The organism is Pseudomonas arsenicoxydans (genome assembly GCF_006438915.1).
In the GTDB taxonomy this organism is placed as follows: domain Bacteria; phylum Pseudomonadota; class Gammaproteobacteria; order Pseudomonadales; family Pseudomonadaceae; genus Aquipseudomonas; species Aquipseudomonas arsenicoxydans_A.
Genome location: NZ_RCZE01000001.1, coordinates 244296 through 267182, shown reverse-complemented (window position 1 = coordinate 267182; position 22887 = coordinate 244296). Strand labels below are relative to the sequence as shown.

Annotated in this window: 20 protein-coding genes and 1 pseudogene; 17 read left to right on the top strand and 4 right to left on the bottom strand. The window is 58.2% G+C overall.

Features of this window, described 5'->3' with window-relative positions; all coding sequences use genetic code 11:
* Positions 1-145: 145 nt before the first annotated feature.
* Positions 146-1135, bottom strand: a complete 990-nt coding sequence (tauA, locus tag EAH78_RS01200) for a taurine ABC transporter substrate-binding protein (protein ID WP_140664454.1) — start codon at positions 1133-1135, stop codon at positions 146-148.
* 363 nt (positions 1136-1498) lie between these two features.
* Here tauA and EAH78_RS01195 point away from each other — a divergent pair, with 363 nt between their 5' ends.
* From EAH78_RS01195 to EAH78_RS01155, 9 genes are all read left to right on the top strand, one after another.
* Complete coding sequence (locus EAH78_RS01195; protein ID WP_140664451.1) at positions 1499-2854, top strand: OprD family outer membrane porin; 1356 nt, start codon at positions 1499-1501, stop codon at positions 2852-2854.
* A gap of 405 nt (positions 2855-3259) precedes the next feature.
* Complete coding sequence (locus tag EAH78_RS01190) at positions 3260-4600, top strand: OprD family porin (protein ID WP_140664448.1); 1341 nt, start codon at positions 3260-3262, stop codon at positions 4598-4600.
* Between the two features lie 291 nt (positions 4601-4891).
* A complete protein-coding gene (locus EAH78_RS01185; protein WP_140664445.1) occupies positions 4892-5530 on the top strand; it encodes a peroxiredoxin in 639 nt (212 codons plus the stop codon).
* Positions 5531-5831: 301 nt separating this feature from the next.
* A complete protein-coding gene (gene ssuE, locus EAH78_RS01180; RefSeq protein ID WP_140664442.1) occupies positions 5832-6425 on the top strand; it encodes an NADPH-dependent FMN reductase in 594 nt (197 codons plus the stop codon).
* 89 nt (positions 6426-6514) lie between these two features.
* Positions 6515-7510: a sulfonate ABC transporter substrate-binding protein gene (locus tag EAH78_RS01175; RefSeq protein WP_140664438.1), complete on the top strand. Its 996-nt coding sequence runs from the start codon at positions 6515-6517 to the stop codon at positions 7508-7510.
* A 26-nt stretch (positions 7511-7536) separates the two neighbouring features.
* The gene (gene ssuD, locus EAH78_RS01170; RefSeq protein ID WP_140664434.1) at positions 7537-8685 is read left to right on the top strand and encodes an FMNH2-dependent alkanesulfonate monooxygenase; all 1149 of its coding nucleotides are present in this window, start codon (positions 7537-7539) and stop codon (positions 8683-8685) included.
* Between the two features lie 8 nt (positions 8686-8693).
* Positions 8694-9476, top strand: a complete 783-nt coding sequence (gene ssuC, locus EAH78_RS01165) for an aliphatic sulfonate ABC transporter permease SsuC (RefSeq protein ID WP_140664429.1) — start codon at positions 8694-8696, stop codon at positions 9474-9476.
* Positions 9473-10279, top strand: a complete 807-nt coding sequence (gene ssuB, locus EAH78_RS01160; RefSeq protein ID WP_140664425.1) for an aliphatic sulfonates ABC transporter ATP-binding protein — start codon at positions 9473-9475, stop codon at positions 10277-10279. The genes ssuC and ssuB overlap by 4 nt, the downstream gene beginning before the upstream one ends.
* A 33-nt stretch (positions 10280-10312) precedes the next feature.
* Positions 10313-10528: a TOBE domain-containing protein gene (locus tag EAH78_RS01155; RefSeq protein WP_003229256.1), complete on the top strand. Its 216-nt coding sequence runs from the start codon at positions 10313-10315 to the stop codon at positions 10526-10528.
* Between the two features lie 128 nt (positions 10529-10656).
* Here the strand turns inward: EAH78_RS01155 and EAH78_RS01150 are convergent, their stop codons facing one another.
* Together EAH78_RS01150 and EAH78_RS01140 are read right to left on the bottom strand one after the other, a co-directional pair.
* Positions 10657-11295 (bottom strand): TetR/AcrR family transcriptional regulator, encoded by a 639-nt coding sequence (locus EAH78_RS01150; protein WP_140664420.1) that lies wholly within the window; start codon positions 11293-11295, stop codon positions 10657-10659.
* Between the two features lie 246 nt (positions 11296-11541).
* A complete protein-coding gene (locus EAH78_RS01140; protein WP_038980872.1) occupies positions 11542-12918 on the bottom strand; it encodes a glutamine synthetase family protein in 1377 nt (458 codons plus the stop codon).
* Between the two features lie 278 nt (positions 12919-13196).
* Between EAH78_RS01140 and EAH78_RS01135 the strand changes: the two are divergent.
* From EAH78_RS01135 to EAH78_RS01100, 8 genes and pseudogenes are all read left to right on the top strand, one after another.
* Positions 13197-13475 (top strand): annotated as a pseudogene (locus EAH78_RS01135) (gamma-glutamyl-gamma-aminobutyrate hydrolase family protein); the annotation flags it as partial.
* Positions 13476-13599: 124 nt separating this feature from the next.
* Positions 13600-14958: a glutamine synthetase family protein gene (locus tag EAH78_RS01130; RefSeq protein ID WP_140664411.1), complete on the top strand. Its 1359-nt coding sequence runs from the start codon at positions 13600-13602 to the stop codon at positions 14956-14958.
* Positions 14959-15017: 59 nt separating this feature from the next.
* Positions 15018-16382, top strand: coding sequence for an aspartate aminotransferase family protein (locus tag EAH78_RS01125; RefSeq protein WP_140664408.1), 1365 nt, complete (start codon positions 15018-15020; stop codon positions 16380-16382).
* Positions 16383-16570: 188 nt separating this feature from the next.
* Complete coding sequence (locus EAH78_RS01120; RefSeq protein WP_140664405.1) at positions 16571-17683, top strand: polyamine ABC transporter substrate-binding protein; 1113 nt, start codon at positions 16571-16573, stop codon at positions 17681-17683.
* A gap of 189 nt (positions 17684-17872) precedes the next feature.
* The gene (locus EAH78_RS01115) at positions 17873-18970 is read left to right on the top strand and encodes a polyamine ABC transporter substrate-binding protein (RefSeq protein WP_140664401.1); all 1098 of its coding nucleotides are present in this window, start codon (positions 17873-17875) and stop codon (positions 18968-18970) included.
* A gap of 73 nt (positions 18971-19043) precedes the next feature.
* A complete protein-coding gene (locus EAH78_RS01110) occupies positions 19044-20186 on the top strand; it encodes an ABC transporter ATP-binding protein (protein ID WP_123434796.1) in 1143 nt (380 codons plus the stop codon).
* Positions 20183-21103, top strand: a complete 921-nt coding sequence (locus EAH78_RS01105; RefSeq protein WP_140664397.1) for an ABC transporter permease subunit — start codon at positions 20183-20185, stop codon at positions 21101-21103. The genes EAH78_RS01110 and EAH78_RS01105 overlap by 4 nt, the downstream gene beginning before the upstream one ends.
* Complete coding sequence (locus EAH78_RS01100; protein ID WP_140664393.1) at positions 21100-21990, top strand: ABC transporter permease subunit; 891 nt, start codon at positions 21100-21102, stop codon at positions 21988-21990. The genes EAH78_RS01105 and EAH78_RS01100 overlap by 4 nt, the downstream gene beginning before the upstream one ends.
* 133 nt (positions 21991-22123) lie before the next feature.
* Here EAH78_RS01100 and EAH78_RS01095 read toward each other — a convergent pair whose 3' ends face one another.
* Entirely contained in the window at positions 22124-22765 is a 642-nt protein-coding gene (locus tag EAH78_RS01095) for an HD domain-containing protein (RefSeq protein ID WP_140664389.1), read from the bottom strand.
* Positions 22766-22887: the final 122 nt, after the last annotated feature.

The window sequence follows — 22887 nt, the reverse complement described above, 5'->3', positions numbered from 1 at the left end:
CATGTGGCGAGGGAGCTTGCTCCCGCTGGGCTGCGAAGCGGCCCCAAAACTAACGAACGCGCAATAACTGATTCACCGCGTTGTTAGAGGTGGGAGTCCTTCGGCCTCCAGCGGGAGCAAGCTCCCTCGCCACAGGTTTTGAGTGCTATTCCGCCACAAACTTCGCACTGACATACGCCGAATAATCCGGCAGCACCGTCTCTACCTTCCCCTGTTCCTTCAAGAACTTCGCCGTCTCGCCAATCGCCTTCGCCGTGCCGCCATCCAGTAGTGCGGTGGTCTGCTGGGCCTTGGCATCCGGGAACGCCGAACCAGCCAACAACTCCGGTACATCGGCGGCATTGGCACCGGTCAGTTTGGCGATTTTCTGTACCGGCACCGAGTCGGCGGTCCAGCTGTCTTTATGCGTGGCGTAGTCGGCGAACGAATCCAGCGTGACCTTGGCAAACCTGGCCACTACCTCAGGGTGTTTCTCCGCGTAATCCTTACGCGCAACCCAGACCTCGAACGTCGGCGCTCCCCACTGACCCACCTGCGCCGCATCCGTCAACGTCTTGCCGGTCTTGCGAATTTCACCCAACGCCGGCGACCAGACAAACGCGCCATCAATATCCCCACGCTTCCACGCGGCAGCAATTTCCGCCGGTTGCAGGTTCACCACTTTGACTTTCGAGGCGTCCAGGCCCCAGTGCTTGAGCGCGCCGAGCAAGCTGTAGTGGGAGGTTGAAACGAACGGGGTGGCGATGGTCTTGCCGATCAGATCTTCCGGTTTATCGATGCCACTCCCATTGCGCACCACCAGGGCTTCGGCCGCATTGATCTGGGCAGACACGATGAACGCGACAATTGGCAGGTTGCGCGAAGCGGCCGCGGCCAAAGGGCTGGAGCCGAGATTGCCGATCTGCACGTCACCGGACGCGATGGCGGTCACCACTTCCGGGCCGCTGTTGAAGCGACGCCAGTCAATTTTCTCGCCGATGGTTTTTTCGTACAGACCGTCTGCCTGGGGGACTTTGCTGGGATCGATACCGGTTTGATAACCCACGGTCAGATTGCCCGCCTGAGCGGAAAGAGAAAATAATAGCGATACACAAACTGTAACAATTGGACTGGATAGTGCGCGTTTAGTCGTCATGGCGTCGCCTTTCGGTAAGGTTTTGTTTCCGAATTGCTTCAAACGCTAAACGATCTAAAAAACGGCTAATAAATACTATTTAGGAATTAGCTTATTAGCTGGGGGCTCTATTCTGAGGATGGGGAGCGGCGAAGAGCTTAATTCCTAAAAGGTATGAGAAAAGAAATAGCTAGTTCTTTTCAGGTTTATGACGAACTCATGACCTGCATGGACCAAAAAAACGGGGGATTAGACCATGGTCGTAGACACACATAGTTACGATTGACTAGTGGGTCACGCTATGGCGCTAATCGCGCATCTTAGGATTCCGGGCATCGACTCGGGGCCAGGAACACAAGAATTAGAATCGAGAGGAGCATCACAATGAACAAGTCAAACTTGGCTTTGGCCGTGGCCGTAGGGGTTTTGGCGCAGCAGGCAGGCGCAGCCGGTTTCCTGGACGACAGCAAGGCGTCCGTCAGCTCTCGCACCATGTACTACGACGCCGATGTGCGTTCAAGTCTGAACGCTCCTGCTAACAATGCTGCTGCTAACCGTCAGCGAGAAACCGCTGAAGGTCTCAAGTTCGATTACCTGTCCGGTTTTACCCAAGGTACTGTCGGCTTCGGTATCGATGCCCAGGCACTCGTTGGCATCCACCTGGACGGTGGCAAAGGGCATCATCCGACGGGTAACGCTAACTCGTTCTTCCCTAGCGATGGCGATCACTCGGCCGACGAGTGGAGCCGTCTGGATGGCAACGTCAAGGCGCGCTTCTCGAAGACCGAAGCGCACCTGGGTGGCGCTCTGGCACCTAACCTGCCGATCCTGATCGCGAACGACAGTCGTTTGCTGCCACAGACCTTTCAAGGGGGCACCATCTCCTCGAAGGAAATCGACAATGTGACCATCAACCTGGGTCAGCTGGAGCAAGCGTCGGGTCGCGCCTCTTCCAACGGCACCGGCATGGCAGTGGCGGGCGGTACCCAGGACAGCAACCAGTTCCGTTACGGCGGTGCTGACTGGAAGGTCACCAAAGACCTGACCCTGCAGTACTACCACGCGGAACTGCAGGATTACTACAAACAGGACTTCCTGGGGATGGTTCACGTCTGGACGATCGATCCCAAGCAGTCGTTCAAGTCGGATTTCCGCTACTTCGACAGCAGCTCGGTTGGCAAGAACGGTGACGCCGGCTACCGCTTCAACAACAACAACGGTTACGCCAAGACCCCGGGCGAGGTCGATAACAAGACCTGGAGCGGTATGTTCACCTACACCCTGGGTGGCAACGCATTCCTGCTGGGTCACCAGCGCGTCAACGATGACGGCGGCTTTGTGTTCTTGAACCAAGGCAACCTTGTCGATGGCAACAATAATCAGGAAGGTGCCGGCGGCGCGAGCTTCTACTCGTTCACCGATGCCACGGTTGGCAGCTTTATCCGTGCCGGTGAAAACACCACGTTCGGTCAGTACTCCTATGACTTCGCCTCACTTGGCGTGCCAGGCCTGAAAGCTTCGATTGCTTACCTCAATGGACAGGACATCAAGGCTACCAACGGTACTGGTAAAGACCTGAGTGAGCACGAGACCGACGCGCGTATCGACTACGTGATTCAAACAGGTGCACTTAAAGGGTTTGGTACAACGCTGCGTCACGGTACCTACCGTGGCAACACCAGCACCCTTGATCAAGACCAGACCCGTCTGATCTTCAACTACACCTACAGCTTCATGTAATAGGTTGTCAGGGAAAGCCTCGCCCAATTGGCGAGGCTTTTTTTTGTCTGTATATATTCCAATAACAGCACACTCGAGCATTTTTTATTCTTTTTGGTTTTTTTCTCAAACACCTAAAGTAGGCCCCGTCCGGTCTCTGCGAGGTCGGACATCCGCTGAATAAACTCCGTTAGCAGATCTGGTCAAGGAATTGGCTTTGTGGCCGATACCTCGAATCTGTGCTGCGTAGTCATATTCCTAAACGGAATTAAAAAGAAATACAAAATTCTTTTTAGCTTTATGACGCTGTATCCTGCTCGGCCAAAACGACCGGCCTAGAAGGCTCGGCAAAAATTGCGCGTCTTAGGTACCAGGGCATTCGACCCAGGACCCGGACCACAAGCATTAGTAATGAGGAGCGAAACAATGAACAAGTCCACCTTGGCCATCGCTGTGGCCGTTGGGGTTTTGGCGCAGCAAGCAGGCGCCGCCGGTTTCATCGAAGACAGCAAGGCCACCCTGGGGCTGCGTAACTTCTACATCAACACCGATTACCGTGACGGTACCGGTCCGAACAAGAACGAAGAGTGGGGCCAAGGCTTCGATCTGCGTTTCATCTCCGGTTACACCCAAGGCACTGTCGGCTTCGGTATCGATGCGATCGGCCTGTTGGGCGTCAAGCTGGATTCAGGCGGCGGCACCAGCGGCGCCACTGCCACCTCTTCCGGTGGCACGGTGTTCCCGAGCAAGTCCAACGGCGAAGCGGTTGATGACTTCTCCAGCCTGGGTCTGACGGCTAAAGCCAAGATCTCCCAAAGCGAATTGAAGCTGGGTACGCTGCAGCCGAAAAACCCGGTGATCGTGACCAACGATGGTCGTCTGCTGCCACAAACCTGGCAGGGTGGCCAGATCACTTCCGCCGAGATCAAAGACCTGTCGCTGGTCGGTGGTCAGATCGAAGCCGTCAAAGGTCGTAACTCCAGCAACAACGACCAGATGTCGATTTCCGGTGCGAACGCTCATGGTCCTAAATGGCGCGACAGCAACAAGTTCATCTATGCCGGTGGTGACTACAAAATCACCAAGGACCTGACCGCCCAGTACTACTACGGCAACCTGGAAGAGTTCTACAAGCAACACTTCCTGGGTCTGGTTCACAACTGGGCAATCGGCCCGGGCGTGTTGAAGTCGGATTTCCGTTACTTCAACAGCACCGATGATGGTGCCAACGGTCACGACCCGGCGTACTACACCACTGGCAACTACAACGCGCCAAACGGTAAAGGCAAGGTCGACAACAACCTGTACAGCGGCCTGTTCCTGTACTCGGTTGCCGGTCATACCTTTGGTGGCGGTTACCAGGTCAGCAACGGCAGCAGCGACTTCCCTTGGCTGAACCAGGGTGACGGTTCGTCGAACTACACCATCACCGATTCGCAAATCCAGAAGTTTGGTCGTGCCGGCGAGAAAACCTGGCAAGCACGCTACTCGTTCGACTTCGCCAAGGTTGGCGTACCTGGCCTGACCGCCGGTATGGTTTACCTGCGCGGTGACAGCATCGACACCGTTAACGCTAAAGGTGGTCAGTTGGCTAACGGCGCTTCCGAGTGGGAACGCGACCTAAGCGTTGCCTACGTCGTACAGGAAGGCCCGCTGAAGAACCTCGGCGTTGCCTGGAAAAACGCTATGTGGCGCACCGACCTGCCGAGCACTCGCTCCCAGGACGAAAACCGCCTGATCCTCAGCTACTCGATCCCGCTGTTGTAATAGCACTCGAGTAACCGAGACAAAAAAAGCCCCGCCCGGCATCTCGCCCGGCGGGGCTTTTGCGTTTCAAGGCGGGATCACCCCCGTAAACCCGCCTCGAAACTCTCCTCTTTGCAGCACTCAAGGCCTTCTCGAACCTTATGGGCGATGTTGGGCGCGTTGCCTGTTCACGTCCAATGAACAGATATTTAATATTTCTTTATGATCTAAATAAATCAATATTTATTCTTTTTAATTATTCGCGGATGCAGGCAAAGTCGATCTCAACAAGCACTCACCAGGAGCAGCACCATGAGCCTCAGACTGGGCGATATCGCCCCCGACTTTGAACAGGATTCCAGCGCCGGCACCCTCCGTTTCCACGAATGGCTGGGCGATAGTTGGGGCGTGCTGTTTTCCCATCCGGCGGACTTCACCCCGGTGTGCACCACCGAACTGGGGTTCACCGCCCGGCTCAAGGACGAATTTGCCCAGCGCGGGGTCAAAGCCATCGCCCTGTCGGTTGACCCGGTGGACTCGCATCACCGGTGGATCGAGGACATCAACGAAACTCAGGACACGCTCGTCAACTTCCCGATCCTCGCCGACGCCGACCGCAAGGTGTCGGACCTGTACGACCTGATTCATCCCAACGCTAACGACACCTTGACCGTGCGTTCGCTGTTCGTGATCGACCCGGCCAAAAAGATTCGGCTGACCATCACCTACCCGGCGAGTACCGGCCGTAACTTCCACGAAATTCTGCGGGTGATTGATTCGCTGCAACTCACCGACAACTACAAGGTGGCGACCCCGGCCAACTGGCAGGACGGTGATGAAGTGGTGATCGTGCCGTCGCTCAAGGATGAAGATGAAATCAGGCAGCGCTTTCCCAAGGGCTATCGCGCGGTGAAACCGTATTTGCGCCTCACACCGCAGCCGAACAGGTAATCCATGATCGTTCCCACGCTCTGCGTGGGAATGCAGCCCGTGACGCTCCGCGTCACTGGACGCGGAGCGTCCCTAGAGGCATTACCACGCAGAGCGTGGGAACGATCACCAATAGCAGGGGATTTCAGGTCGTTTCGACGGCCTTTTTTTATGCCTCGAAATCACTGATTTGCATATCTCCATAAAGAATAACCAAATGAATAAATATGATTTATGGATATAACAATCAACTGTTAAGGTCACTTCCATCGCAGCGAGATCGCAAACCGCGAATCGCCAACACCGTTCAAGGAATCACTGAATGCTGGTCGTCTCACTCGGTGGCAGTCCAAGCCAACGCTCTCGATCCGGGGTGCTGCTGGAACGCTCCCAGCGCTGGTTGCAGGAGCAAGGGGTGGAAGTGGTGAGTTACCAGATTCGGGATTTCCCGGCGGAAGACTTGCTGCACGCACGCTTCGACAGCCACAAGGTCATTGACCTGCTGCAGCAGATTGAAAACGCCGATGGCCTGCTGATCGCCACACCGGTTTACAAAGCGTCCTTTTCCGGCGCATTGAAAACCGTGCTGGATTTGCTGCCCGAGCGAGCCCTGGCTCACAAGGTCGTATTGCCGATGGCCACCGGCGGCAGCATCGCCCACATGCTGGCGGTGGATTACGCACTCAAGCCCGTGCTGTCGGCGCTGAAAGCCCAGGAAATGCTCCACGGAATTTTTGCTGAAGACAGCCAGATCGCTTACGGCAAAGGCAGTGCCCAGGCGCAGTTGGCGCCGGAGCTGGAACAACGATTGAACGAGTCGCTGGAACTGTTTTTCAGCGCCATGGCACGGCGGCCAAAGCCGCTTGATCCGAATCTGTTGAACGAACGTTTGTTGAGTGCTCGCTGGAGCATTTAAGCCTCACCCGAAATTGATCCACTCACCTTACTCAGCCGCCAACGGTCAAGCAGGTGCAGCCAAAACCCAACTGCAAAAAGGAGAGCGCTATGCGCACTGTCATTTTGCGTCGTGGTCTGGTCGCTCTGTTTGCTGCGGCTGTAACCTTCGGCGCCATTACTCAAGCTCAAGCGCTTTCTACCCAGGAAGGCGTGTTGCGAATCGGCTATCAAAAATACGGCACTTTGGTGCTGCTCAAAGCCAAAGGCACTCTGGAAAAACGCCTCGCCGCCCAAGGCGTGGACGTGCAATGGACTGAATTTCCCGGCGGCCCGCAACTGCTCGAAGGTCTGAACGTAGGCTCCATCGACTTCGGCGTGACCGGTGAAACTCCACCGGTCTTCGCCCAGGCGGCCGGCGCAGATCTGCTCTACGTCGCCTACGAACCACCGGCACCGCACAGCGAAGCGATCCTGGTGCCGAAGGACTCGCCGATCAAATCGGTGAAGGACCTCAAGGGCAAGAAAGTCGTGCTTAACAAAGGCTCCAACGTCCACTACCTGCTGGTGCGTGCGCTGGAAGACGCCGGCCTCAAATACACCGACATCCAGACCGTGTTCCTGCCGCCAGCCGATGCCCGCGCAGCCTTTGAGCGTGGCAGCGTCGACGCCTGGGTCATCTGGGACCCATACCAGGCCGCCGCCGAGAAACAACTGCAAGCGCACACTCTGCGTGATGGCCAAGGCATCGTCGACAACCATCAGTTCTACCTCGCGACCAAACCTTACGCACAGAAAAATCCTGAGGTGATCAAGACACTCGTCGAAGAAGTGCGCGCGGTCGGCGAATGGTCCAAGGCCAATCCTGAAGACGTCACCCAACAGGTGTCGCCACTGCTCGGTCTGCCGGCAGACATCACCCTGACGTCGGTGAAACGCCAGGGCTATGGCGCGCTGTTCCTCACGCCTGAAGTGGTCGCCGCGCAACAGAAAATCGCTGACAGCTTCTACCAGCTCAAGCTGATTCCGAAGCCGTTGAGCATCAAAGACGTGATCTGGACGCCACCGGCGACTGTTGCCCAAAGCTCAGTAACCCAAGCCCAGTAATTCGATTCCCTGAAGGAGACCACTCCATGAGCCTCAATATTTTCTGGTTCCTGCCTACCCACGGCGACGGCCATTACCTTGGCACCGCCGAAGGCGCTCGCGCCGTTGACCACGGTTACCTGCAACAAATCGCGCAAGCGGCGGATCGCCTGGGTTTTGGCGGGGTGCTGATTCCAACCGGCCGCTCCTGCGAAGACTCGTGGCTGGTGGCGGCGTCGCTGATCCCGGTGACCCAGCGTTTGAAATTCCTTGTCGCCTTGCGCCCGGGGATCATTTCCCCGACGGTGGCGGCGCGTCAGGCGGCGACCCTGGATCGTCTGTCCGGTGGTCGTGCGTTGTTCAATCTGGTCACTGGCGGTGACCCGGACGAATTGGCCGGCGATGGTTTGTTCCTCAGCCACGAAGAACGCTACCAGGCCTCGGTGGAATTCACCCGCATCTGGCGTCGTGTGCTCGAAGGTGAAACCGTCGATTACGACGGTCAGCACATCAGCGTGAAGGGCGCCAAGTTGCTCTATCCGCCGATCCAGCAACCGCGTCCGCCGCTGTACTTCGGTGGCTCGTCGGAAGCAGCGCAAGACCTCGCGGCAGAACAAGTGGAAATGGTCCTGACCTGGGGCGAACCGCCGGCCGCCGTGGCCGAAAAAATCGAGCAAGTGCGCGCCAAGGCGGCGAAGCTCGGGCGCACGGTGCGCTTCGGTATTCGCCTGCATGTGATCGTTCGCGAGACCAACGCCGAAGCCTGGCAAGCGGCTGACAAATTGATCTCGCATCTGGACGATGAAACCATCGCCCGCGCCCAGGCTTCACTGGCGCGCTTCGATTCCGTCGGCCAGCAACGCATGGCCGCACTGCATGGCGGCAGTCGCGACAACCTCGAAGTCAGCCCGAACTTGTGGGCCGGTGTCGGTCTGGTCCGTGGCGGTGCCGGTACCGCGTTGGTTGGCGACGGCCCGACCGTCGCCGCCCGCGTGAAGGAGTACGCGAACCTGGGCATCGACACCTTTATCTTCTCCGGTTACCCACACCTTGAAGAGTCTTACCGCGTGGCCGAACTGCTCTTTCCGCATCTGGACATTCAACGTCCGGAGTTGCCGCAGGGCGCCAACTACGTTAGCCCGTTCGGCGAGATGGTCGCCAACGACATCCTCCCCAAAGCCGCGTCCCAGAGCTGAGGCGCGCCATGAAAAAAATCATCCACAACCTCGCGCCGTGGGCGTTGCCGGTGTTGCTGCTGGCGGTGTGGCAGTTGTCGGTGTCGGCGGGCTGGTTGTCGACGCGGATCCTGCCAGCACCGATCGCAGTGATCGAAGCCGGTGTGAGCCTGGTGCGCAGCGGTGAAATCTGGACGCACTTGGCAATCAGCGGCTGGCGCGCGGCGCTGGGCTTTACCATCGGCGGCAGCATCGGCCTGGTGCTGGGCTTCATCACCGGCCTGTCGAAGTGGGGCGAACGCCTGCTCGACAGTTCGGTGCAGATGATCCGCAACGTGCCGCATCTGGCGCTGATTCCGCTGGTGATTTTGTGGTTCGGTATCGACGAGTCGGCGAAGATTTTCCTGGTGGCGCTGGGCACGTTGTTCCCGATCTACCTCAACACCTATCACGGCATCCGCAACGTCGACCCGGCACTGGTGGAGATGGCGCGCAGTTATGGCTTGTCCGGTTTCAGCCTGTTTCGTCAGGTGATTCTGCCGGGGGCGCTGCCTTCGATTCTGGTCGGTGTGCGTTTTGCGTTGGGCTTCATGTGGCTGACGCTGATCGTCGCGGAAACCATTTCCGCCAGTTCCGGCATCGGTTATCTGGCGATGAATGCCCGGGAGTTTTTGCAGACCGACGTGGTGGTGCTGGCGATTCTTTTGTACGCGGTGCTCGGCAAACTGGCCGACCTCGCGGCCCGTGGACTTGAACGCGTGTGGCTGCGTTGGCACCCGGCCTATCAGGTTGTCAAAGGAGGTGCGGCATGACTGCTCAACAACCTCCACGCCTGCTGCGCGGGATTCCGCTGGTGGTGCGCAAGCTGCAAAAAACCTTTGGTTCGCGGCAGGTGTTGCGCGAGATCGATCTGCACATTCCGGCCGGCCAATTCGTTGCAGTGGTGGGGCGCAGCGGTTGCGGCAAAAGTACCTTGCTGCGTTTGCTGGCGGGCCTCGACAAGCCTACGGGGGGTGACTTGCTCGCCGGTGCGGCGCCGTTGAGTGATGCGCGGGAAGACACCCGATTGATGTTCCAGGAAGCGCGTCTGCTGCCGTGGAAAAAGGTCATCGACAACGTCGGCCTCGGTCTTAAAGGCGACTGGCGTGCGCAAGCCCTTGAAGCACTGGAATCGGTCGGCCTGGCGGATCGCGCCAATGAATGGCCGGCGGCTTTGTCCGGCGGCCAGAAACAACGTGTGGCGCTGGCGCGTGCGTTGATCCATCAACCGCGCTTGCTGTTGCTCGACGAACCGCTGGGCGCGCTGGATGCCCTGACCCGAATTGAAATGCAGCAGCTGATCGAGCGGCTCTGGCGCAAGCATGGTTTCACCGTGTTGCTGGTGACCCACGACGTCAGCGAAGCGGTGGCGATTGCCGACGGGGTGATCCTGATTGAAGAGGGCGAAGTCGGACTCGACCTGATCGTGGAACTGCCACGCCCTCGAGTTCGCGGCTCGCATCGGCTGGCGGCGCTGGAAACCGAAGTCCTCAATCGCGTCCTCGCACTGCCCGGCGAACCGCCGGAACCGGAACCCGTTTCACCCTTGCCTACGCAATTGCGTTGGGCTCATTAACTCAAGCCTTATCCAACGACAGGAATCAACATCATGACTATCAAAGCCATCAACGTTCGTAACCAGTTCAAAGGCTCGATCAAGGAAATCGTGCTGGGTGACGTGCTGTCGGAAATCGACGTGCAAACCGCGTCCGGCATCGTCACTTCGGTGATCACCACGCGCTCGGTCAAAGAGCTGGAACTGGTGGTCGGCAGCGAAGTGATCGCGTTTGTGAAATCCACTGAAGTGTCGATTGCCAAGTTGTAAGGCGTGAGATCGGCGGCGTTGCCTTCGCGAGCAAGCCCGCTCCCACACTTGACCGAGTTGTCCAGACGGACGCGATCAATGTGGGAGCGGGCTTGCTCGCGAAGAGGCCCGCGTAGCCAATAAAGAAATCAGTTCGAAATAACGCGCTTGTGTAAGTACGGCGGCAAGTACAACCCAAGGTAAGCATCAAACACGCGCATCCCTTCCTCCGCCATGCGCGGCGTAATCTGCCCGTGCTGCTGCACCGAGCGCGCATAAACGCGGTCACCCAATTCCATGGCCAGCGCAAACACATCAACGTCCGTCGGCAGCTTCGGCAATTCGAAATGGTGGTCGAAGAGTTTGTGCATCAGGTCGCCCAGTTCGATGTCGTGCTGGCGGTCGGCCTGGGTGACTTCGGTCAGGCCATGCTGGGCGAGGATCAACTGGCGGGCGGCGGCGTCTTCGCTGTAGATCGCCAGCATGCGCTGCTCCACCAGGCGTGACAGGTCGCGCCAGTCGCTCAGGGCGCCATGATCGATGGGCGCTTGCAGGCAGGCGCGGAACGCGGCGTGAACGTCGGCCGTCAGCGCTTCCAGCAGCGCCGGGACGCTGGCAAAAAAGTGGTAGACGGAGGAGGGCGGTATCTCCGCGCGTTCGGCGACGCTGTAGATCGACAGACTCGCCACACCCTCGGCGGCCAGCAGCGTGCGGGCGGCATCGAGTATCGAATCGATCCGCGCCTGGCTGCGGGCGCGGGGTTTGCGTGGGGTGGCGAGTCGGGTCATTGAAGTCTCCTGCGGGGGCAGCGGGCATTGTACGAGCAGGGTTGTGTGTTGTCTTCTCGGCCGCCTTCGCGAGCAAGCCCGCTCCCACATTTGATCTCCGGTGAACATAGTGTTTGTGTACGACAGAGATTAAATGTGGGAGCGGGCTTGCTCGCGAAGCAGGCACCTCGGTCCAACTGAATGAACCCCCATAAAAAAACGCCGTCGACCTTATCAGCCGACGGCGTTCTTTTTTACTGCAACCGCTTACACGGTATGCAGGTACCAGTTGTACTCAAGGTCGGAGATGGAGTGTTCGAACTCCTCCAGCTCGCTTTCCTTACAGGCCACGAAGATATCGATGTATTTCGGATCGATGTACTTGGCCATGACTTCGCTGTCGTCCAGTTCACGCAATGCATCGCGCAGGTTGTTCGGCAGGCTTTGCTCGTTCTGCTCGTAGGAGTTGCCTTCTACGGGTGCGCCCGGCTCGATCTTGTTGGTCAGGCCGTGATGCACGCCCGCCAGGACCGAAGCCATCAGCAGGTACGGGTTGGCATCGGCGCCGGCCACACGGTGTTCGATGCGCACGGCATCGGAGGAACCGGTTGGAACGCGGATCGCTACAGTACGGTTGTCCAGGCCCCAGCACGGCGAGTTCGGCACGTAGAACTGTGCGCCGAAACGACGGTAGGAGTTGACGTTCGGGCAGAGGAAAGCCATCTGTGCAGGTAGGGTCTCGAGCACACCGCCGATCGCGTGACGCAGTGCGGCGTTCTGCTCGGGATCCTCGCTGGCAAAAATGTTTTTGCCGTCTTTATCAAGAATCGATATGTGGACGTGCAGACCGTTGCCCGCCTGGCCCGGGTAAGGCTTGGCCATGAACGTGGTGTCCATTTCATGGTCGTAGGCGATGTTCTTGATCAGGCGCTTGAGCAGGACCGCGTAGTCGCAGGCCTTGATCGGGTCGGCCACGTGGTGCAGGTTCACTTCGAACTGCGCCGGGGCACTTTCCTTGACGATTGCGTCGGCCGGGATGCCTTGCTCTTTCGCACCTTCCAGAATGTCCTGGAGGCAATCGACGTATTCGTCGAGGTCGTCGATCAGGTAGACCTGTGTCGAATGCGGGCGTTTGCCGGACACCGGCGAGCGTGGCGGTTGCGGACGACCGTTCACGTTCTCCTGGTCGATCAGGTAGAACTCGAGTTCGAATGCGGCGCAGATGGTCAGGCCCATCTCGTCAAACTTGCGAACCACATTGGCCAGCACTTCCCGAGGATCGGCGAAGAACGGCTGGCCTTCGAGTTCGTGCATGGTCATCAACAGTTGCGCGGTAGGGCGCTTCTGCCAAGGCTCGTTGCACAGGGTGTCAGGGATTGGATAGCAGATTCGGTCAGCATCACCGATGTCCAGGCCCAAGCCGGTGCTTTCCACCGTCGAGCCATTGATATCCAGAGCAAATAGAGAGGCCGGCAGGTTGATGCCTTTCTCGTAAACCTTGTGGAGGCTGGTGCGTTCAATGCGCTTGCCGCGCACCACACCATTCATATCCGCAATCAGAAGGTCAACGTACAGAACCTCAGGATGTTCCTTAAGGAACGCGTTCGCTTCGTTAAGCTGAACGGCACGCGGGGGTACCGACATGATGCAACACCTTTGTTGTTAAAAATATCAATCATTGATCTCTTCGGGTTTCAGTCAACCCGAACGGCATGCCGAAGTCAAGCGAGGCCTTTTTTGCCCTAAAAAAGCGCTCGTAAGGCTTTTTTGGGGCACTTTGGGGCGTTTTTATGCCGTTGAACGCTTTGGTTGCCGCGGGCTTGAGCGGGGCGTGTTGTATTTTTTACGGGGGTGTTGTGTAAAAAAATGAACAAGGCTAAGCTCGATTCAAACCCATAACACCAATAATACCGGGGTGCTTCATGTCTCGCCTGCCGTTAATCGGCGTCACCAACTGCTCTAGGCAGATTGGTCTGCATGCTTATCACATCAGTGGCGACACCTACGTCCACGCCGTGGCCTCAGAGGCTCCGGGACTGCTGGTCATTCTGCCGTCCCTGACGGATTGCCTGTCTCCGTCCGATATTCTGGACGGCCAGTATGGCACCCCCATTACGGTTACTTCATTCAATATAGAACCGATTCACAATAGCGGCCCGGCTATCGCTCAGGGCATCGCTCGTGATTCTGCACGCCCGGCGTTTGCCGCACAGTCTGGAAGAATCACGATAGCCTGACGTAGACACCCGTTTCAACGCGACGCCGATGCGTCAACTATTGCCTGACGCAAGCAAGCGTCAGGAAACTCAAAGCCTAGAGGCATTTATGAGTAACAACCTCGACCAGCTCACCGATTGGTTGAAAGACCACAAGATCACAGAAGTCGAATGCATGATCGCCGACTTGACCGGGATTACCCGGGGCAAGATCTCGCCGACCAACAAGTTCATTGCTGAAAAAGGCATGCGCCTGCCCGAAAGCGTTCTGTTGCAGACCGTGACCGGCGACTATGTCGAAGACGACATCTATTACGAACTGCTCGACCCGGCCGACATCGACATGATCTGCCGGCCCGACCAGAACGCCGTGTTCCTGGTGCCGTGGGCCATCGAGCCGACCGCCCAGGTGATCCACGACACCTACGACAAGCAAGGCAACCCGATCGAGCTGTCGCCGCGCAACGTGCTCAAGAAGGTCCTCAAACTCTATTCCGAGCGCGGCTGGCAGCCCATCGTGGCGCCGGAAATGGAGTTCTACCTGACCAAGCGCAGTGACGACCCCGATTACCCGCTGCAACCGCCGATTGGCCGTTCCGGGCGCCCGGAAATCGGCCGTCAGTCGTTCTCGATTGAAGCGGCGAACGAATTCGACCCGCTGTTTGAAGACGTCTATGACTGGTGCGAATTGCAACAGCTGGACCTCGACACGCTGATCCACGAGGACGGCACGGCGCAGATGGAAATCAACTTCCGTCACGGTGATGCCTTGTCCCTGGCCGACCAGATTCTGGTGTTCAAACGCACCATGCGCGAGGCCGCGCTCAAGCACAACGTGGCGGCGACCTTCATGGCCAAGCCCATGACCGGCGAGCCGGGCAGTGCGATGCACTTGCACCAGAGCATCATCGACATCGAGACCGGCAAAAACGTTTTCTCCAATGAAGACGGGACCATGAGCCAACTGTTCCTGCACCACATCGGTGGCTTGCAGAAACTGATTCCCGAGCTGTTGCCGCTGTTCGCCCCGAACGTCAACTCGTTCCGCCGCTTCCTGCCGGACACCTCGGCACCGGTGAACGTGGAGTGGGGCGAAGAGAACCGTACCGTGGGCCTGCGGGTTCCGGATGCCGGGCCGCAAAACCGTCGGGTGGAAAACCGCCTGCCGGGCGCTGACGCCAACCCGTACCTGGCGATTGCCGCGAGCTTGCTCTGCGGTTACATCGGCATGGTCGAAGGCCTCAACCCGAGCGCACCGGTGGTGGGCCGTGGCTATGAACGCCGCAATCTGCGCCTGCCACTGACCATCGAGGACGCGCTGGAACGCATGGAAAACAGCGCGACCGTCGAGAAATACCTGGGCAAAAAATTCATCACTGGCTACGTCGCGGTCAAGCGGGCCGAGCATGAAAACTTCAAGCGCGTGATCAGTTCGTGGGAGCGGGAATTCCTGCTCTTCGCCGTCTGATACGCCGGGCGCCGTCGTTGTCGGGCGGCGCTTTCACCTGATTTTTTTTGGAGATTGGTATGACCAGCAACAATCCGCAAACCCGTGAATGGCAAACCCTGAGCAACGATCACCACCTGGCCCCGTTCAGTGATTTCAAGCAGCTGAAAGAGAAAGGCCCGCGAATCATCACGAACGCCAAGGGCGTTTACCTGTGGGACAGCGAAGGCAACAAGATCCTCGACGGCATGGCCGGCCTGTGGTGCGTCGCGATCGGTTACGGGCGTGATGAACTGGCCGACGCGGCCAGCAAACAAATGCGTGAGCTGCCTTACTACAACCTGTTCTTCCAGACCGCTCACCCGCCGGTATTGGAACTGGCCAAGGCCATCGCCGACATCGCGCCGCAAGGCATGAACCACGTGTTCTTCACCGGCTCCGGCTCCGAAGGCAACGACACCATGCTGCGTATGGTTCGTCACTACTGGGCGATCAAGGGCCAGCCGAAGAAGAAAGTCATCATCAGCCGCAAGAACGGTTATCACGGTTCGACCGTGGCTGGCGCGAGCCTGGGTGGCATGACGTACATGCACGAACAGGGCGACCTGCCGATCCCGGGCATCGTTCACATCGCGCAGCCGTACTGGTTCACAGAAGGCGGCGACATGACGCCTGAAGAGTTCGGCGTCTGGGCGGCGAATCAGCTGGAAGAGAAGATTCTGGAAATCGGCGTGGACAACGTCGGTGCCTTTATTGCCGAGCCGATCCAGGGCGCCGGCGGCGTGATCATTCCGCCAGACACCTACTGGCCGCGCATCAAGGAAATTCTCGCCAAGTACGACATCCTGTTCGTGGCGGACGAAGTGATCTGTGGTTTCGGCCGCACCGGTGAGTGGTTCGGTACCGATTACTACGACCTCAAGCCCGACATGATGACCATCGCCAAGGGCCTGACCTCCGGCTACATCCCTATGGGTGGCCTGATCGTGCGTGACGAAGTGGTGGCCGTACTGAACGAAGGCGGCGACTTCAACCATGGTTTCACCTACTCCGGTCACCCGGTGGCCGCGGCGGTGGCGCTGGAAAACATCCGCATCCTGCGCGAAGAAAAAATTATCGAGCGCGTTCATGCCGAAACGGCACCCTATTTGCAAAAGCGTCTGCGGGAACTGAACGATCACCCGCTGGTGGGGGAAGTGCGCGGGGTCGGTCTGTTAGGGGCCATTGAACTGGTTCAGGACAAAGCCACGCGCAAACGCTACGAAGGCAAAGGTGTCGGCATGATCTGCCGCCAGTTCTGCTTCGACAACGGCCTGATCATGCGTGCGGTGGGTGACACCATGATCATTGCTCCGCCACTGGTGATTACACCGGCTGAAATCGATGAGTTGGTGGCCAAGGCACGCAAGTGTCTGGACCTGACCCTGAGTGCGTTGCAGGGCTAAGTGCTAGGCTCTGGGCGGAAGTTGTTAGGGTTTGTATCAAAACAGCTACTTTCGCTCAGAGGCGTTAGAAAGAAAGGCCTTTCCTTGAAAGACCCGTGTGGATATTGCCAGACTAGCCGCGGTTCCAGTTGCCCGGGTTCGGTCGCTGAACAAAGTGGTTCAAAAAAGAAAAATTTGGAGCATTACGCATGAAGGCACTAGGTAAAAAGCTTGCTGGCAAGACTCTTCTTGCCATGTCCCTGGCGGGGTTGATGGCGGGCGCGGTTCAGGCCGATGACAAAGTTCTGCACGTGTACAACTGGTCCGATTACATCGCTCCGGACACCATCGCGAACTTTGAGAAAGAGTCCGGGATCAAGGTGGTGTACGACGTTTTCGACAGCAACGAAACCCTCGAAGCGAAGTTGCTGGCAGGCAAGTCCGGTTACGACATCGTCGTGCCGTCGAACAACTTCCTGGCCAAGCAAATCAAGGCCGGCGTTTACCAGAAGCTGGACAAGTCCAAGCTGCCTAACTGGAAAAACCTGAACCCTGAGCTGCTCAAAGCGGTATCGGTGAGCGACCCGGGTAACGAACACGCCTTCCCGTACATGTGGGGTTCGATCGGTATCGGTTTCAACGCCGAGAAGGTCAAGGCTGCACTGGGCGCCGATGCACCGACCAATTCCTGGGACCTGATCTTCAAGCCTGAAAATGCTGCCAAGTTGAAGTCCTGTGGTATCAGCCTGCTGGACTCGCCAACCGAGATGATTCCGGCGGCGTTGCACTACCTGGGCCTGCCGACCGACAGCCAGAAGAAAGAAGACATCGACAAGGCTGAAGCCCTGCTGCTCAAAGTCCGTCCTTCGATCGCCTACTTCCACTCGTCCAAGTACATCTCCGACCTCGCCAACGGCAACATCTGCGTGGCCGTGGGTTATTCGGGTGACGTGTACCAGGCCAAGTCCCGCGCGGCTGAAGCCGGTGACAAGGTGAAAGTCAGCTACAACATTCCGAAAGAAGGTGCCGGCAGCTTCTACGACATGGTCGCCATCCCTAAAGATGCCGAAAACGTCGAAGGCGCCTACAAGTTCATGACCTACCTGCAGAAGCCGGAAGTCATGGCGGCCATCACCAACGCCGTGCGCTTCCCGAACGGTAACGCGGCTGCCACACCGTTGGTTGATAAAGACATCACCAGCGACCCGGGCATCTACCCGCCAGCAGACGTGATGGCCAAGCTGTACGCGATTGCCGACTTGCCGGCCGCGACCCAGCGTCTCCTGACTCGCAGCTGGACCAAGATCAAATCGGGTAAATAAGCCGGTTTGAGGCAACCCCCCTGTTGTCGTCATCCACGTGATGACGGCAACAGGTATAAATAAATGACAGAAAGTTTTGCTGGAACGGTTTTTCGAGGGTAAGTTGCGCGCCGGTTTTGTTGCCGGGCAGCCATGGCTGTCATGTAACGCTGGGCAACTTGGGCCCAACTAATTTTAGAGGACCTCCACTTGCCTATTTTTTCTCTGTTTCGCAATGCCATGCTGGTCGCAGCCGGGTTGACGCTTGCCGTCAATGTCCAGGCCGCCGGCACTGTGCATATTTATAACTGGTCGGACTACATCGGCTCGACCACCCTGGCAGACTTCCAGAAAGAGACCGGCATCAAGCCGGTTTATGACGTCTTCGATTCCAACGAAACCCTGGAAGGCAAGTTGCTGGCCGGGCGTACCGGTTACGACGTAGTCGTGCCGTCCAACCACTTCCTCGGCAAGCAGATCAAGGCGGGCGCTTTCCAGAAGCTCGACCGCGCCAAACTGACCAACTATGCCAACCTCGACCCGGTGCTGCTCAAGCGCCTGGAGCAGAACGATCCGGGTAACCAGTACGCCGTACCGTACCTGTGGGGCACCAACGGCATCGGTTACAACGTCGACAAGATCAAGGCCGTGCTGGGCGTCGACAAGATTGATTCCTGGAGCGTGCTGTTCGAACCGGAAAACATCAAGAAGCTGCACAGCTGCGGCGTGGCTTTCCTCGACTCGGCTGACGAAATGATGCCCACGGTCCTCAACTACATGGGCCTGAACGCGAACAGCACCAACCCGGAAGATTACAAAAAGGCTGAAGCCAAGTTGCTGGCCGTGCGGCCTTACGTGACGTACTTCCACTCCTCCAAATACATCACCGACCTGGCCAATGGCGATATCTGCATCGCCATCGGGTTCTCCGGCGACATGTTCCAGGCCCGCAACCGTGCGAACGAAGCCAAGAAAGGCGTGAAGATCGAGTACACGATCCCGAAAGAGGGCGGCGCGCTGTGGTTCGACATGCTGGCGATCCCCAAGGATTCGGCCAACGTCAAGGAAGCTCACGCCTTCATCAACTATTTGCTGAAACCTGAGGTGATTGCCCAGGTCAGTGATTACGTCGGCTACGCCAACCCTAACCCCGGGTCGGACAAACTGATGGAACAGTCCATTCGCACTGACGAAGCGGTTTATCCACCGCAAGCCGTCCTCGACAAGACCTACGTGTCGGTCGAGTTACCACCGAACATTCAACGTTTGATGACCCGCAGCTGGACCAAGGTCAAGACGGGTAAATAGCTTCAAGGCTCAAACTATCCAAGGTTGGCTCACCTTGAGCGAACTGCACTCTTTTTTTCTGGGAGTTTCGTAAATGGCAGTTGCCTCCGGCGCCTATAAGAAAGCCCTCGAGGGCGACCAGTCACCTAAACAGGTGTTGGTCAAAATCGACCGGGTCACGAAGAAGTTCGACGAGACGATTGCCGTGGACGATGTGTCCCTGGAAATCAAGAAAGGCGAGATTTTCGCCCTGCTCGGCGGTTCGGGATCGGGCAAATCCACCTTGCTGCGCATGCTCGCAGGCTTCGAACGGCCCACGGAGGGGCGCATTTACCTCGACGGCGTCGACATCACCGAGATGCCGCCGTACGAGCGACCGATCAACATGATGTTCCAGTCGTACGCCTTGTTCCCGCACATGACCGTGGCGCAGAACATCGCCTTCGGCCTCAAGCAGGACAAGATTCCCGCCGCTGAAGTCGATGCGCGCGTAGCCGACATGCTCAAGCTGGTTCAGATGACGCAGTACGCCAAGCGCAAGCCGCATCAGTTGTCCGGTGGCCAACGTCAGCGTGTGGCCCTGGCGCGTTCCCTGGCCAAACGACCGAAGCTGCTACTGCTCGACGAACCCATGGGTGCACTGGATAAAAAGCTGCGTTCGCAAATGCAGCTGGAGCTGGTCGAGATCATCGAGCGCGTCGGCGTAACCTGCGTCATGGTGACCCACGACCAGGAAGAAGCCATGACCATGGCCGAGCGCATCGCGATCATGCACCTGGGCTGGATCGCCCAGATCGGCAGCCCGATCGACATCTACGAAACCCCGACCAGTCGCCTGGTCTGCGAATTCATCGGCAACGTCAACATCTTCGACGGTGAAGTGATCGACGACGCCGAAGGCCACGCCACCATCACCTGCAAGGACCTGGACCGCCAGATCTATGTGGGCCACGGCATCAGCACCTCGGTGCAGGACAAATCCGTGACCTACGCGATCCGTCCGGAAAAACTGCTGGTGACGCCGACCATGCCGACCTGCGAATACAACTGGTCCAGCGGCAAGGTGCACGACATCGCCTACCTCGGCGGTCACTCGGTGTTCTACGTTGAACTGCCGAGCGGCAAGATCGTCCAGTCGTTCGTCGCCAACGCCGAACGCCGCGGCCAGCGCCCAACCTGGGGTGACCAGGTTTACGTGTACTGGGAAGACGACAGCGGCGTGGTACTTCGCTCATGAACATGCGCAAATTCAAACGCCGCCTCAATCGAATAATTCCCGGTGGCCGTCAGCTGGTCATCGGGGTTCCGTTCATCTGGCTGTTCATGTTCTTCATGTTGCCGTTCTTCATCGTTCTGAAGATCAGCTTCGCCGAAGCCGACGTGGCCATTCCGCCGTACACCGAAATCTACAATTTTGTAGACCAGAAGCTGCAGGTGCTGCTCAACCTCGGCAACTACGCCATGCTGGCGGGCGACGAGTTGTACATCGCCGCTTACCTCGGCTCTTTGAAGATGGCGCTGATCAGCACCGTCCTTTGCCTGTTGATCGGTTACCCGATGGCCTACGCCATCGCCACGGCCCGTAAAGAGATGCAAACGGTGCTGGTGCTGCTGATCATGATGCCTACGTGGACCGCGATCCTGATCCGCGTCTATGCGTGGATGGGCATCCTCAGCAACAACGGCCTGCTCAACGGTTTCCTGATGAGCATGGGCTGGATCAACGAACCGCTGCAGATCCTCAACACCAACCTCGCGGTGTACATCGGTGTTGTTTATTCGTACCTGCCGTTCATGATCCTGCCGCTCTACGCCAACCTGGTGAAGCACGATCACAGCCTGCTGGAAGCCGCCTCGGACCTCGGTTCGAGCACCTTCAACAGCTTCTGGAAAATCACCATTCCGCTGTCGAAAAACGGCATCGTCGCCGGCTGCATGCTGGTGTTCATCCCGGTGGTGGGTGAGTTCGTGATCCCGGAACTGCTCGGCGGTCCGGAAACCCTGATGATCGGTAAAGTGCTGTGGCAAGAGTTCTTCAACAACCGTGACTGGCCGGTGGCATCTGCCCTGGCGGTGGTGATGCTGGCGATCCTGATTGTGCCGATCATCCTGTTCAACCGCAGTCAGGCCAAAGAAATGGAGGGCAAAGAATGAAGCGCTTCAGTTTCTCCAGCCTGATGCTGGTATTCGGTTTGCTGTTTATCTACGCCCCGATGCTGATCCTGGTGATCTACTCGTTCAACGCCTCGAAACTGGTGACGGTGTGGGGCGGCTGGTCGATCAAGTGGTACGTCGGCCTGCTCGACAACAGCCAACTGATGGGCTCGGTGGTGCGCTCGCTGGAAATCGCCTGCTACACGGCGGTGGCCGCGGTCGCGCTGGGTACGCTCGCAGCTTTCGTGCTGACCCGTATCACCCACTTCAAGGGTCGCACGCTGTTCGGCGGCCTGGTGACCGCGCCGCTGGTGATGCCCGAAGTGATCACCGGTCTGTCGCTGTTGCTGCTGTTCGTGGCGATGGCGCAGATGATCGGTTGGCCACAGGAACGCGGCATCATCACCATCTGGATCGCGCACACGACGTTCTGTGCGGCGTATGTGGCGGTGGTGGTGTCGGCGCGCTTGCGTGAGCTGGACCTGTCCATCGAAGAAGCGGCCATGGACCTCGGTGCCCGGCCGTGGAAGGTGTTCTTCCTGATCACCATCCCGATGATCGCGCCATCGCTGGCGGCGGGCGGCATGATGTCGTTTGCCCTGTCGCTGGATGACCTGGTGCTGGCGAGCTTCGTGTCGGGCCCGGGTTCCACGACCCTGCCAATGGAAGTGTTCTCGGCGGTGCGCCTGGGCGTGAAGCCCGAGATCAACGCCGTGGCCAGCCTGATTCTGCTGGCGGTGTCGATCGTGACCTTCCTGGTCTGGTTCTTCAGCCGCCGTGCCGAAGAAAGCCGCAAACGTGCGATTCAGCAAGCCATCGAAGAAGGCGCTGCCGACTCCTGGAAACAACCGGACGTACGTCGCGCCCCGGCGCCGGAAGCGGCTTAAGGGCTGGCCACAAACGTGTGGCCGACCCAGATCCAATGTGGGAGCGGGCTTGCTCGCGAAGGCGGTGTATCTGTTGATGTATCTATCGACTGACACACCGCCTTCGCGAGCAAGCGCGCTCCCACATTTTGTTTCAGGACACCCAGGGAGATTTGCGGATGATCTCGACAAAGTTCATCGGCTTGAACCCCGCTTCACTGTCCACCAGCACATCCGCATTCACCGTGCCGAACGTCGTGTCCGGCTTGTGCTTGAAGCCGTTGGCGAACGCACACAGGATGCACTCCTTGAACTCATCACCGCGTGGATGCGCATGCACCACTGCCTCGCGCTGCACGGTGGAAAACGCTGCATAGTCGATGCCCAGCACATCCATTTCAACGCCCGCGGTCACCAGCGCCACGTTCGGCCGCAGGTGTTGCGGCACGCCTGGTGTGGTGTGCAAGGCAATCGACAACCAGACCTGCTCGATATCGTCATCGCTCAGCCCGTAAGGCTTGAGGAACGCCTTGGCCGCATTGGCGCTGTCGACTTCAAAACGCTCGTCAGCGCTGCGATGACCTTCCACCAGCCCGAGGTCATGGAACATTGCGCCGACGTACAACAGCTCCGGGTTGTAGGCCAGCTGCTTGCGTTCGCCGCTCAAGGCGCCGAACAAAAAAACTCGGCGCGAGTGGTGGTACAGCAGGTCGGATTCGACGTCGCGGATGTATTCAGTGGTGGTCTTGGCCAAGGCGCTGTCGGGGATTTTGATACCGGCAATGATGCTGCTCATGGTGATTTCCTCGTGGGGAACGCCGTGGCGGCGCTGATGGGTAAAGTCTGTGCTGACCCCTGAAACCGGACAATCGATCCATGGCTGCGATCCTTGCCAATGAACCTGCATATCGCGCCAAC